The sequence below is a fragment of the Paenibacillus sp. G2S3 genome (assembly GCF_030123105.1).
Lineage (GTDB): Bacteria > Bacillota > Bacilli > Paenibacillales > Paenibacillaceae > Paenibacillus_AQ.
Map to the genome: position 1 here is coordinate 2,137,353 of NZ_CP126095.1, position 14,999 is coordinate 2,152,351.

4 protein-coding genes are annotated in these 14,999 nt (G+C 45.4%); all 4 read left to right on the top strand.

The window, feature by feature from the left end; genetic code table 11:
* Nucleotides 1–16: 16 nt before the first annotated feature.
* Entirely contained in the window at nucleotides 17–5,173 is a 5,157-nt protein-coding gene (locus QNH28_RS09230; RefSeq protein WP_283911092.1) for an endo-alpha-N-acetylgalactosaminidase family protein, read from the top strand.
* 94 nt (nucleotides 5,174–5,267) lie between these two features.
* Nucleotides 5,268–9,236 carry a family 20 glycosylhydrolase gene (locus tag QNH28_RS09235; protein WP_283911093.1) on the top strand — a complete coding sequence of 1,323 codons (3,969 nt, stop codon included), beginning with the start codon at nucleotides 5,268–5,270 and terminating at the stop codon, nucleotides 9,234–9,236.
* Between the two features lie 96 nt (nucleotides 9,237–9,332).
* Entirely contained in the window at nucleotides 9,333–14,213 is a 4,881-nt protein-coding gene (locus QNH28_RS09240; RefSeq protein WP_283911094.1) for a discoidin domain-containing protein, read from the top strand.
* Between the two features lie 49 nt (nucleotides 14,214–14,262).
* The gene (locus tag QNH28_RS09245; RefSeq protein ID WP_283911095.1) at nucleotides 14,263–14,982 is read left to right on the top strand and encodes a cohesin domain-containing protein; all 720 of its coding nucleotides are present in this window, start codon (nucleotides 14,263–14,265) and stop codon (nucleotides 14,980–14,982) included.
* Nucleotides 14,983–14,999 lie beyond the last annotated feature (17 nt).

Below are 14,999 nucleotides of genomic sequence, written 5' to 3' on the forward strand. Positions count from 1 at the left end.
AAAAGAGGTCGTAGAGATGAGAAAACCTTACAAAGCGTTTAGCTTGTTATTGACGTTGTTGCTAGGGGTACAGCTTGGCTTGCCATCGGCAGCCGTATTCGCGGCTCAAGAATCGGACGTGTATTTCAGAGATTACAATGATGGCAACATCAGCGGATGGGCTGCAGCTAAGGGGACCACTACTTTTTCGGCGGATCAAGGTGCTGTTAAGGCGGTTACACAAGGGGTTGTTATTTTAGCAGACCAAGATTCTCCTCAGGTTGCCAATGCTGAATATGAAGTGAAGTTAAAATTTAGTCAGCCTGCTACACGATTTGGACTGGTCTACCGATTCGTCGATAGCAATAACTACAATGTTATTCAATATGATGCGGGTTCTTGGGGCTGGGATGCAATGAAAGGAGGGACGGAATCGTATGGAAATATTACGGCTCCTAGTTTTACCTTTGCTGCTGACCAACAGTATACCCTTAAATTACGATATGAGAAAGGTAGCGTAACTTTATCGATCGATGGCAATAACGTGCTTACGACGAGTCTTCCCTCATTATCGACAAGTGCAGGGAAGATTGGACTTCGCAGCTGGTTTAATAACAAGACCCTATGGATTGACGATGTGAAGGTAACTCCAATTGTATCCACTGATCCAGTACCGAGACCGATTACGATTACAGAAACTTTAAGCTCGGATACGATGAAGGTTGAAATCGATAAAGAGTTCCCACGGGTTAAACAATACACATGGTTAGATAGCGGCGCGGAAATGTATGGACAATTAAATGGATTTAATGAAATAAAAATCAATGAGAAGTCCTATTTCGTTGTCGCTTCTGATTTTAGTAAAAAAGCAGCAGATGCCACTCATGGTGAGACTGCAGCCTACACGCTTCAGATTCCAGAAATTAAAGTGAACCTCAAAGTTGAGATGGAGGTTCAGGATAACATTCTTCAGTTCAAAGTGGCCAGCATTGAAGAGAATGGTACTGAAAAAGTAAAAACGATCGAATTCCCTGATCATGACCTTGTCTCTGTAATTGGAACCCAGCCTACAGCGCAGGAAACGGCTGTACGGATAACTGGGGGCTGGAACATTGTACAGGACGAATTTAACGATCTTAAGACGGGAGTAGCAGACGTGAGTGGGGGTCGTGCATATGCATTCGTTAACTCCGACGTCTTAGCTGCGAGTGTAATCACCAATGTAGTAAATGGTTTTGATAAGGTACGTATTAAGGTAGGCGATGATACAGCACTCCATACGAAGAAAGCAGCGTTATCAGGAGGATCATGGGTTTATCGTGGAAGTACTGTGCTTGATCCTGAGCCACTGCCTTGGGCTAAGGTTGTACTGACTCCAGATGCGAATGGAGACAAAGTTGTTGACTGGCAAGATGGAGCCATTGTATATCGTCAGAATACGGATGCTCCAACGGGCAGTGAAATGATAAGGGACAATATCTCCTATATCAGTATGAACATTGGATCTACTACAACTTCTCCGTTCTTGCGTGCTTTTGATAATGCGAAGAAAATTTCTAATCTCACGGATGGCTTTGGACAACTGATTTTATTCAAAGGATATCAAGCGGAAGGTCACGATGACTCTCACCCAGATTACGGCGGTCATATCGGTATTCGTCAGGGTGGAGCGAAGGATTTTAATTATGTTTTGAGTGAAGGCAAGAAATACAATATCCGTGGCGGTGTACACATTAACGCAACAGAATACGCGCTGGATGCTTTCGGCACCAAAATGGAAAATATGAATCAGCCATTGAGTAAAGGCTGGGGCTGGCTGGATCAGACATTCTATGTAAACAAAACCAAAGACGTGGAATCCGGCGAATTAAAAAGACGTCTGGATATGCTGAAAAGCGATACAGGTGACAACCTTTCCTTTGTATATGTAGATGTATATGATGGTGCCGATTACAATGCGAAGAAACTCGCAGATTATATCAATGGTAACGGCTGGATGCTCGGTACAGAATTTGCAGGACCTCTGTTTGAGCAGGCAGCTTGGGTTCACTGGGGAACAGATCCGGGGTACCCGAACCAAGGTGACGACAGCAAGGTTACCCGTTTCCTACGGAATCAATCGCTGGATGGCTTCTTAACAACCCCTTTACTGAAAGGGAATAAGCAGGTAGGCGTGGGTTATTGGCAGAACAGTGCTCCATTCTACAGCTATCAATCAACTAGTGCGGCATTCTTCAATCACAATCTACCAACAAAATATATGCAGCATTTCCCGATCATCAAGATGACCGATAACCGCATCGACTTTGAAGAGAAGGTTGTAGTTGAACGTAAGCAGGATGGTAAGATCCATTTAAGCAAGGATGGTCGTGAAATCGCTATCATGACAGATAGCAGCAACATCAGTGACAGTACGGTCTTTATTCCATGGAGCCCTGAGACAGAAGATAAAATCTATCACTGGAATCCAGCAGGTGGTCAAACGACTTGGAGTCTTCCAGAATCATGGAGCAACGTAACGACTGCACAGTTATATAAGCTGACAGATTTGGGACGTGAGCATGTTGGCAGTGTAGAAGTAACTGGAGGTAAAGTCACACTTACAGCGCAGCCGGGGATTGGTTATGCCCTGTATAAGACAACAGCTGTTGAAGAGCCGGAAATGGTATGGGGCGAAGGGAGTTCGGTTAAGGATCCGGGTTTTGATAGCCAAACGTTCGGCAGCTGGAAGAAATCCTCCACAGCTGCAAGCGATGATCACATTAAATTCGTGAAGAACAGTAACGCTGATGACCAGCTTCAAGTGAAGGGTCCTGGTGATGCAGTAATTCAGCAGGAGATTACCGGTCTTACACCTGGCAAAACGTATTCTGCATCGGTATGGGTGAAAGTGGATGGGAAACGCACCGTGGAAATCGGTGTGAAGCAAGGGGCTGACAAGGTTGTAAATACGCTGGATAACACGGAGCATGGCTTTCTAGCTCAGCAGCACAAATATGTGAGCACGAATTTCCAACGGATTAAGGTTACCTTTGATGCGGTTAGTGAGACGGCCAATCTCTATATGAAGGTAGAAGATGGAAATTCGACGGTAACCTTTGATGATGTAAGAGTATGGGAGAATCCAACCAAAACCGACGTTGGTAATTCTGTATTATTCGAGGATTTCGAGAACGTTGATGAGGGTTGGGGCCCCTTTGTTTATTCTAAAATAGGTCCAGTTCGTACGCATTTAGTTGAAAAAGGTGATAACCAGATCATGAATTATGTTCTGGATGGTAATTGGTCGCTTAAAACGAATGAAGAAGCAACAGGTGAATGGCTGCGTACATTGCCTCACACGCTCCGAATGAAGGAGGATAACCGCTACCATCTGACGATGGACTACAACTCGGATGAGACGGATATGTACACAGTGGCTATTCGAGTGAAGGAGAATGGGGTAGTTCGTGATCTGGTTAGTGAGAATTTGAAAGAAGGACGCAGTACGCTGGATCTGTCTTTTACAACCGAAGGGGTGAAAGATGCCTATCTGGCTATTATCAAAAACAAGCTGAACAGCCAGAAGGAGTTAACCGGTACGCTGGTGGTCGATAACATTCGCGTCGATGATGAGGGTGCGATCGTTCCGGAGGAAGGTGTACTTGTCTCGACTATTACACTAACGCCCAATAAGATGGATCTGAACAAAGGAGAGTCTAGTTCCATTAGCGCTCTAGTTAAACCAGCAAATGCCCACGACCGGACACTTCTCTGGACTTCTGACCACCCGGAAATTGTATCCGTGGATCAAGCCGGAAAAGTTACTGCACTTCAAGCCGGTACGGCGGTCATTACTGCTACCGCTAAGGATGGAAGTAAAAAAAGTGCAACCTCGACCATTAATGTGTATATGCCTAACACGCAAATCCCACAATCGCAAATGACTGCAACGGCCAGTAGCTTCCAGCCTGGAGGTGAAGCAAGTCTTGCACTCGATGGAGATATGTCTACAATCTGGCATACGAAATGGAGCCCGGCACACTTACCGGAATCCATTACTCTGGATCTCGGAGGCAAATATAACATTAATCAATTCAATTATTCACCTAGAGTCACAGGAACCAATGGAACGATTACAAGCTATAACCTATACACGAGCGTTGACGGAACGAATTTCACAAAAATTGCAGATGGATCATGGCCACTCGATCAGACCACAAAAATTGTTCGCTTTACAGCTGTAGAAGCAACACATTTGAGACTTGAAGCTATAGAAGGCGTGGGTACCTTTGCCTCTGCTGCCGAACTCAACGTGTTCAAGACGGAGGATGAGGCAGAGGCAGTAAAAGTCACAGGCGTTGCTATGGATAAAGAACGGCTAGAGATTAAAGTAGGCAGCACAGGCGAATTGAATGCTGTAATAGAGCCTCTGAATGCTTCGAATAAAAAAGTACTCTGGAGCAGCAGTGATGAGGCTGTAGCAACCGTTGAACAGCAAGAAGGTCATGCTCTAGTTAAGGGATTGAAGGTAGGCGAAACCGTAATTACGGCAACGACAATGGATGGGGGCTTCTCTGCGACCAGCCGTGTCATCGTAACAGAAACAGATGGTGAGTTAAAATCTTCCTCTACTTTGACAGCGCCAAGTCAAGTTCAGCCAGGAGAAGTGTTCAAAGTTCAATATGGACTTCGGAATCTGTCTGATAAGATTTTTGCGCAGGACATCGCCCTAGAGTATGCCGCGGATGTTATGGAATTCGTTGAGGCGCGTTCGTTAATTAGTGGGGTAAGCGTTATTGATTCAATCAACAGCACCCCAGGTAAACTTCGCTTTATTGTAGCAAGTGAAGGTGTGGCCAATGGAATTAGTAACCGTGCAGATGTCCTCGAATTAACCTTTAAAGCGAAGGAAGTTAACCAAACGGTGAATGGGGCAATCGCCGTTAAGAGTGCAATCATTTCAGATGATCAGGGCAAAGAAATTTCGGCAGCGATCTCTTCCGTAAATGTAGAGATTGGTAAGAAAGGAACGCAAGGCGACATCAACGGTGACGGAAAAATAACGATTGGTGATCTGGCAATGGTTGCAGCGCAGTATGGTAAGACTACAGCAAGCCCAGATTGGGAGAAAGCGAAGAAAGCAGATATTAACGGTGACGGCAAAGTCGGTTTGGAAGATTTGGTTATTATCGCTCGCAAAATTGTAGAGTAATCAAGATCATAGGCCAGGTACATGTGTGAGTAACTAAACATGATGTACCTGGTTTTTTTCAAAATAGATGATTTGACTAGTAGGAGGATGACAGATGAAAAAATGGGTGTACGCCCTTACAGTTTTTTGTCTAGTACTTTACTCTACTCCATTACAATTTGCAGCAGCAGCTGAAGCAGAGAACGCTAAACCAAAAGTGATACCTAGTTTACAAGAGTGGACTGGTGGTAGTGGTTCTTTTAAGATAACAGCCAATTCCAGAATCGTAATTCCTACAAGTGAATGTTTATGCCAACTACCAAATACCGCAGAGGTCTTTCAAGAGGATCTTAAGGAATTAACCGGATACGATTTACCGATTGTTCAAAATAAGTCTGCTTCTAAAGGTGACTTCCTGCTTATGCTCGATAAGACAGCTGATGGATCGATTGGCAAGGAAGGCTACTACTTTGAAGTAGGAGATTATGTGGAAATACATGCAAACACCGAGACCGGTGTGTTCTATGGAACAAGAACGGCACTACAAATTTTGGAGCAAGATCCTGAGAAGACCAGCATTGTAAAAGGGGTAGCGAAGGATTTTCCTAAGTATGGAGAACGCGGTTTTATGCTTGATGTAGGACGCAAGTTTTTCACGATAGACTTCCTGAAGGATTATGCCAAATTTATGTCCTATTATAAAATGAATGATTTCCAGCTCCATCTGAACGATAACGAGATTTTTAAGGATAACAGCAGGGAGCATTGGAACAAATATACCGCATTCCGTTTAGAAAGTACCAAGTACCCGGAATTAACAGCAAAGGATGGACACTACACCAAACAGGATATGCGTGAATTGCAGGACATTGCCAACATTCGGGGGCTTAACATTACGCCGGAAATTGATACCCCCAGCCATGCTCTTTCCTTTACAAAGGTTAGACCGGATCTGGTTAAGGATAATTTGCCTGTCGATCATCTGGATATTACACGTCAGGAAACGGTCGATTTCATCAAGGATGTATGGGACGAATATTTAGATGGGGAATGGTTTGATTCAGAAACGGTTCATTTTGGAGGCGATGAATTCGCACCTAATGATCGGACTACGTTTGAGAAGTATCGCGAGTTTTTGAACACGATGAACGAACACTTAAAGAGCAAGGGAAAGAAATCAAGAATGTGGGGCAGCTTGAATGCATTCCCAGGTACCACGGTAGTAGATAAGGATATAGCCGTAAACGCCTGGAATAACGGTTGGCAAGATCCGGTAGCCTCGGTGAGAGATGGATTCAAAATTATCAATACGGTGGATTCCACGCTCTACATTGTACCGAAGGCTGGATATTACCATGATTATCTGGATTCTCAGTGGTTGTTTAATAACTGGGACCCAACGAACTTTGGTGGAAATACGAAGCTGCAGGAAGGTGAGCAGAACCTGCTCGGTGCGATGTTCGGGACTTGGAACGATATGATGGGCAAGAAGGTTAGTGAAGCGGATGTCCATGATCGTGTAAAGAAAGCGATGCCTGTCCTTGCGGAAAAAATGTGGAGAGGCCAGTCCACAGACAGCACATTCACCGAGTTCCAGCAGTTGTCAACGAAGCTAGGCGAAGGTCCTGGAACGAATTTATTACATGAAGTGAATACGGCCACTGATCTTGTTGTTCATTATCCATTTGAAGAAGGCGCGCAGACGGTCTCTGATCAGTCCGGAAATGCCTATGATGCTACCTTAGGAGCTGGCGTTACTCGCGTGGATGATGGAAAAACAGGAAAAGGCGTACGGTTTGCAGGGACTTCAGATCATGTTCAAACACCGCTGCGAATAAAGGGCTTCCCTTGGACGGTCTCCACATGGGTTAAGCTTGATGATCAACAAGAAGCGGATGAGAAGATACTGATGGAATCCGAATATGGTGCAATTAAGCTGAAGCAGAAAGGGACACCAAATGCCGGATTCACCCGAGAGGGCTATGATTACAGCTTTAATGCAGCGATCCCAGTGGGTAGGTGGGTACATGTTGCCTTCAGAGGAGATCTAAATGGAACCTCCCTGTATATTGATGGGGATCTAAAAGGCTCTGTTGCTGTAACGACAATGCTACCTGCGGCTATGATCGGCAGTTCATCCAAAGCATTTACTGGACTACTCGACGAATTCAAGATATTCAATCGAGTGCTGTCAGGGAAAGAAATTGCGGAGGAAGCAGGATCACCCGCTTGGACCATCAATTTAGCTGCGCACAAAACAGCAGTAGCTTCTTCCGTCGAAGTACCTCAATTCCCAGCTAGTCTTACTGTGGATGAGATCGATACGGGTGCTTCTCGCTGGTCCTCTAAATATACCGACAACGAGTGGATCTATGTTGATTTAGGCCAAAGTACTGACATTAGCAAGGTTATTTTCAAATGGGAAAGTGCTTATGCCAAAGGCTATAAAGTTCAAGTATCCGATAATGCGGAGAACTGGCGGGACGTTTACACGACTAACGCTGGCGTTGGCGGAGTAGAGATTGTCAAATTCCCAACTGAACAAGCGAGATATGTCCGAATGTTAGGTACGAAGCGAGTGGGAACCTATGGTTACTCCATGTATGAATTTGAAGTCTACGCTCCTAACCCAGAGGATCCTGTAGAAGTTCCAGCGCCTGTGAGATATTCAGCGAGCTTTGAGAATAACTCGCTCGAAGGCTGGGAGCATGTCATCGGTAAAGGTGTCGGACGTATGGAGCTTGTAGAAGCACCTGATCAAGCGGGTGAGCATGCCGTTAAGTTCACCTCCAACAGTGTAAATAATCTGTTTATCGATCAGCAATCTCCGAGCATTGGAGATGGTGAGATCGAGTTTAAGATTACGCCGCAGAGTGATGTTATACGAACGGGTGTTATTTTGCGCTATGTCAATAATGATGCTTGGGCTTCTATAGGCTTTGATCAAGGTGCTTGGTACTGGGTGAACGCTCAGGATTCCTATGGTTTATTGACCAATGCTCAGGCCGCCAAATTGAAAAAAGGCACAACATCGACCGTAAAAGTGAAGTTTGAAGGGAAACATGTAGCGATGATTATCAATGGAACGACTTATTTTGATGATGCTATTGCACAGATCCCAACAGACGCTGGGAAAATGGGGGCTAGAGTATTCGGTCCTTCAGTTACCGTGTTTGATAATTTTATGTACAGCAATAACGTTCCTGAAGTTCCGGTAACCGGTATCAAGCTGGATAAAGCTGAAATTTCGATGAAGGCCGGAGAAACACAAACGCTGAGTGCTTCACTTCAACCGGGGAATGCAACGAATAAACAGGTGACCTGGAACAGCAGTGATGAAGCTATTGCGACCGTTCAAGTTCAAGGCGGGAAAGCTGTCGTGACTGCGTTAAAGGCAGGAACCGCTGATATTACTGCAACTACCGTATCCGGAGGACATAAAGCGGTGAGTAAGATTACAGTGGCTAGGGAGGTTCCAGGTGAAGTGGCAACAAGTTTAGCTGCTCCGAAAAGCGTTCCTTATGGTCAGAATTTCAACATAACGTTAGGTCTCCACAATGTTACAAAGGCGGTGTACGCCCAAGATATCACGATTGAATTCGACGCTTCGCTAATGGATTATGTATCCGCTAATTCGCTGGTGGACGGCGTGGGTATCCTTGAGACGAAAAATACAGAAGGCACTGTACGTCTGATTCTAGCTAGCCAAGGCTCCGAGAGTGCGATTAAAGGGAATGTTGATGTTGCTAAGCTTACCTTTAAGGCTAAGGATCTAACAGAACCCCAAACCGGACGTATGGCTGTAAAGCGTGCAACGCTTGGGGATAACGAAGGACAGGAAACAAGCGCAGTTAACTCCTCGGCTCAGGTGGAGTTTACAACATCAACAGTTCCAGAACCTACTAAAGATTTGAATGGTGATGGCAAAGTCAGCATCGGCGATCTGGCTATTGTCGCTGCTAACTACGGAAAGACTTCTGCAGACCCAGATTGGGATAAGGCGAAACGTGCAGACATCAATGGTGACGGCAAGATCGATCTGACGGACCTGGTGCTTATAGCTAAAGACATTGTTATTGAATAACAATAGCAACTTGAATCCAGGCGGCAAGACAAGGAATTCAAACTACAGTGGAGGCTGTATCCTGTCTTGCCGCTTCATTTGAATGGAGGGAATGGATTGAGAACAATTTATAATCGCTTTGGTATGTGGATGCTTGCACTCATGATCCTTGTGGTTACAGGACTCATGATTCGCCCGGAAACCGCCCATGGTGCTTCCGTTGGCAACATTTCTGACTTCGTAAAGAAAGATGATAATACGTTTGAAATCACGTCAGGCTCTGACAAGATTAAAGTGATTTTTCAGCGGGAGGATATGTTCCGGATTTGGCTTGGTGTGAACGGGCAATTCAAGGAATTGACAGGGAAAAGCGCGGAAAAGCCGATCGAGCCAATCGTCATCAAGGATGATTTCGGACCTGTTAACGTAAAGTGGTCTGATGAAGATACGTATTACAAGATGGAAACAGGAAAATTCGTGCTGAGAGCCTACAAAAATCCGTTAAAGTTCGCCATGTACAAAAGTGACAACCAAACGGTGGTGTGGGAAGAATCCGCTGGCTTGAACTATAACGGACAGTCAGCCTCACAACAGCTTATCCGAGGTGAGGATGAATATTTCTACGGCGGCGGTATGCAGAATGGATTCTTCAACCATCGTGATCGCAAAATTACCATTGCTAACAACTATGGGGATTGGGGAAGCGGCACGGTTTCGAATCCTGCACCATTCTACTTGAGCACCGCAGGATATGGAGTGCTTCGCAACACGTTTCAAAGCGGTACTTATGATTTTGATTCGACCGTCAAGCTGACGCATAACGAAAATCGGTTTGATGCTTATTATTTCTACGGTGAGACAATGAAAGATATTTTGAACGCTTATACAGATCTTACAGGCAAACCGTCCTTGATTCCTCGGTGGGGTATGGGACTTGGTGATGCGGATTGTTACAACAGAGATCCAGAAAAGACCTCCGATGTCGTTAACCTTATTGCCAAAAAATATCGGGAAAATGATATGCCAGGCGCCTGGATTTTGCCGAATGACGGATATGGTTGCGGTTATACAGATCTAGGCAACACCGTTGACGAACTACATAAGGAAGGTTTCTATACCGGATTATGGACTCAAAATGGTGTTGATAAAATCGCGCAAGAAGTTGGCGTAGAGGGTACAAGGCTCGCTAAACTCGACGTTGCCTGGGTGGGACCTGGATATGATTTCGCTCTGGGTGCCAGCAAACAGGCGTTTACAGGTATTGAAGATAACTCTGACGACAGAGGTTATGTCTGGTCCGTTGGTGGCTGGGCAGGTACCCAGCGATATTCTACCGTCTGGTCCGGAGATCAGTCGGGCAACTGGGAATATATTCGATTTCATATCCCTTCGATGATCGGGGCAGGGCTATCTGGGATGCCGTACTCAACCGGAGATATTGATGGGATTTTCGGAGGAAGCGCTAAAACCTACGTTCGAGACTTACAGTGGAAGATCTTCACTCCAATTCTGATGAACATGTCTGGTTGGGCAGCCAAAGATAAGCAGCCTTGGGTATGGGGAGAACCTTATACGAGCTATAACAGGGATGCATTGAAGCTAAGACAGCAATTGACACCATACTTGTATACCTATCTCAATGAGTCTTACGAGTCCGGAGCTCCGATCATGAGGGGAATGATCTATTCTTATCCGAATGATCCGAACTCGAAAGGAACTTTAACACAGTATCAATTCATGTCCGGGGAATCGTTCCTGGTTGCGCCAGTATATACCGACACGACAATGCGAAACGGAATATACCTTCCGAAAGGAAAATGGATCGATTACTGGACAGGAGAAGAACATTACGGTTCAAAAATGTTAGACGAATACAATGCTCCACTGGATCGCTTGCCGCTTCTAGTAAAGGGCGGGGCTATCATCCCGATGTATCCTGAATCGTTATACGATGGTCAGGTTCCTCCTGATCCAATTACTTATGATATTTATCCATATAAATCGTCAAGCTTTACGATGTATGAAGATGATGGTACATCGAAGGAGCATCGTACAGGCAAATTTGCAAAAACACTAATAACCTCCACCGCTCCTGAGCAAGGAAGTGGAGATTTGCTTATCAAGGTTGGAGCAAGCGTAGGTGACTATAAAGGCAAATTGGAGTCACGTAAGAATCAGTTTACAATCCACATGCCAGATCACCCGGCGTCTGTTTCCGTAGATGGAACATCCTATCCTGAATTGCAGTCCAAAGCTGCATGGGATGGAGAAACAAGTGGCTGGTACTATGCTAAGCAAGATAAAGGCGGCATCCTGTACATTAAAACGCCATCCATATCCACTGATAAGGAATTTGTTGTGAAAGTTGCAGGCTTTACAGCAGATACGACTCCACTTGTAGATGCTGTCAAAATTGAGCTGCCTCAGGAGGACACAGATCCAAGTCGTATTCCGCAGGAAGATATGATTGCGACTGCAACGAATGCCGCTTCGGATACACCGGCAGCTAATGTGCTGGATGGCAGCTATGAATCGATATGGCTTTCCTCAGCAAATGGTGGAAGTAAGCAGAGCATCACTTTAGACCTGGGGATTAAACAGTATGTGAATAAAATGAAATACTTGCCAAGACAGTACGGTGGCAAAGACGGCACAATTACAGGTTACAAGCTGTATACGAGTATGGATGGAACCAACTATACGCTCGTAAGCAGTGGACAATGGAACGATGACAAACTAGAGAAGACGGTGAATTTTGATACAGTAGAAGCTGTTTTTGTGAAACTTGAAGCAACAGAAGCTGTTGGGGGTGTCGTATCCGCTGCGGAAATTAATCTGTATCGTGATCTATCACAGCCTTCACCGACAGCGATACCTAAAAATGAGATGACAGCCTCAGCGAAAAGCTTCCAGCCTGGTGCGGAAGCAGCTAAAGCGATTGATGGGGATCGGAATTCCGCATGGCATACGAAATGGGATGGATCCGATAAGCTCCCGCAATCCATTATTCTCGATTTAGGTAAGGTTCGTAAAATTAGCCAATTCCGGTATGCACCACGAACGGATGCTGGGAATGGGACCATTACTTCATACAACCTTTACGTCAGCACAGATGGAGAAGCATATACGAAGGTATCCAGTGGTACCTGGCTCAGAAACAACTTGAAAAAGTACATCCTTTTCGATAGTGTTTCCGCCCGCTATGTGAAGCTTGAAGCAGCTGTTGCACTTGGCGGATTCGCTTCGGCTTCGGAGGTCGATGTCTATGAGTCGCCGAAGGTAGCACCTGAAGTTCGATTGATTTCAGAAGGTAAACCTGCTACAGCGGACAGTGCGGATCAAGCGCATTCGGCTGGCCTCGCTAATGATGGGAATATGGACACATTCTGGTTAGCAGCGGATACGAACAATGGTCATAGCTGGACGGTTGATCTCGGTATGATGCATTCCATTAAATCCTCCGAAGTTTCTTTTGAACACAGTAACAAGGCTTATCAGTACAAAATTGAAGTTCGGGAAACCGCGAACTCCAATTGGATTACGGTAACAAATCGAACGAATAATCAGGAAACTGGCACGATTCAGGATACATTTGGAAGCCAAGGTAGATACGCTAGAATTACGATCACCGGATTGCCTGATGCTCAATCAAAGGCTGCTATTCGCGAATTCAAGCTGTTTGGCATCCCACTGGAAGACGGACAGAAGGTTACTGGCATTAAGCTTGACCGTGAGACACTCTCACTCAAGGCGTTGGACGCACCGGGTCAATTGACAGCGAGCATTGAGCCTGAGAATGCCGGTAATAAGACTGTGAAGTGGGTAAGCGGTGATCCTGGTATTGCCAGTGTGGACAGTAAAGGAATGGTCACACCAAAAGGGCAGGGCACGACATCGATTACCGCGACGACGGAAGAAGGCGGTTTTAAAGCAACAAGTGTGGTGACAGTTACTGGACAAAGCAACCTAATCGAAATTCCGCAAAGTCAAATGAGTGCAGAGGCTACGAGCTCTGAAGCAGGCGAAAACGACCCAAATTTGGCATTGGACGGCGATCCGGATACACATTGGCATACGAAGTGGTTTAACGTTGATCCACTTCCGCAATCGATTATGGTGAATCTGGGCGGAAAGTATACCATCAGCAAGCTAGGATACTTACCTCGGCCGGACGAAGGCAATGGCACAATTACTGCTTACAACGTGTACACAAGCACCGATGGTGTGAATTACACGCTCATGACAAGCGGTACCTGGCTGCGAAGCAAACAGCTCAAGGAAGTGAATTTCGCTCCGGTGAAAGCGACTCACATTAAGCTGGAAGCTGTAAAAGGCGTGGGTGAATTCGCATCTGCAGCCGAGATTACAGTGTATCAAGTGCAGCAGGAAACGGCTCAAGTGCAAGCCGTATTGAGTGCTGATGCATCCGTTACTTCCGGCAAGCCTTTTGTTGTCCGGTATGATGTGAACAATATCTCAGGGAAGGTATTTGCACAGGACATCACCATTCAGTACGATGCTGACCGCATGGATTATGTGACCGTTAAATCACTGATCCAAGGTGTTGCAATTGTTGAAGAGACAAACAAAACACCTGGAAAGCTTCGTTTGATTATGGCGAGTGAAGGTGCGGAACACGGATTAAGCGGAAATCAACAAATTGCTGAGCTGACATTCCAGGCAAAAGAAGTATCTGAGATGGTGACCGTTAATATCAGCGTGTCAGAGGTACTGCTAGGTGATGAAGACGGAACAGAGACTACAGCCGCACCAGCTACAATCTCTGTAAAAGTGAAACCAGAACAAACAGGAGTCACAGGCGATCTTAACGGCGACGGAAAAGTCAGCGTTGGTGACCTGGGTATCGTTGCTGCACACTACGGCAAAGACTCATCAAGTCCTGATTGGCAGCAAGCGAAGCGTGCTGATGTGAATGGTGACGGTAAGATCGATATTACAGATCTTGCTCAATTAGCGAGACAAATCGTAAATCAATAACATACGCTCACATCCTGAACAAAATTTAAAAGATAAAGGTGAGAAGAAAATGAGAAGTATCCGATTGTATCAAAAGGCAATTATGGTGACCCTTATAGCCGTGATTTTAAGCTGGATATCCATTATGAATCCGTCAGTGAACGCAGATGCATCTGATCCTACGCCTTCAGCAACTTTAGTAGGGAGTAAGAAGGTTGTTGCACCGGGGGAGTCTTTTACCGTGAAGTATGGGATCACCAGTGTCTCAAGTGATGTGTATGCACAGGACATTACCTTTGAATTTGATCCGGCAGTCATGGAATACCTTCCAGATTCAATCCGCTCTCTGCAGGAAGGTGTAATTATTATCAATGAACCATCTACAAGTACTCCCGGTAAGCTACGGGTTCTCTTGGCAAGTTTGGGTAGTCAGTATCCGATTACTAGCGATGCTGAAATTGTTGAACTTGGTTTCAAAGCAGCAGATGTAATACAAGACACAGAGGGAGTTATCCGGCTTACTCAAGCGATAATAAGTGACAGTCAAGGGGAAGAATCCGTGCTCCAACCGGCATCCTTAACCATTCAGATCACAGTAAATACGGAATTACCTGGAGATTTAAACGGCGACGGCAAAGTGAGTATCGGCGATTTAGGTATCATGGCCGCACATTACGGTAAGGATTCCTCCAGTCCAGATTGGAGTAAGATTAAGCACGCAGATCTGAACAAGGACGGCAAAATAGATATTACTGATCTTGCTGCACTTGCGAAAAAGATTGTGGAGTAGATAATCATTGGTTGTCA

What these genes read in the sequence shown, in the direction of transcription:
- QNH28_RS09245 (WP_283911095.1), top strand. Translation starts at nt 14,263, where the DNA reads ATGAGAAGTATCCGATTGTATCAAAAGGCAATTATGGTGACCCTTATA.
- QNH28_RS09230 (WP_283911092.1), top strand. Translation starts at nt 17, where the DNA reads ATGAGAAAACCTTACAAAGCGTTTAGCTTGTTATTGACGTTGTTGCTA.
- QNH28_RS09235 (WP_283911093.1), top strand. Translation starts at nt 5,268, where the DNA reads ATGAAAAAATGGGTGTACGCCCTTACAGTTTTTTGTCTAGTACTTTAC.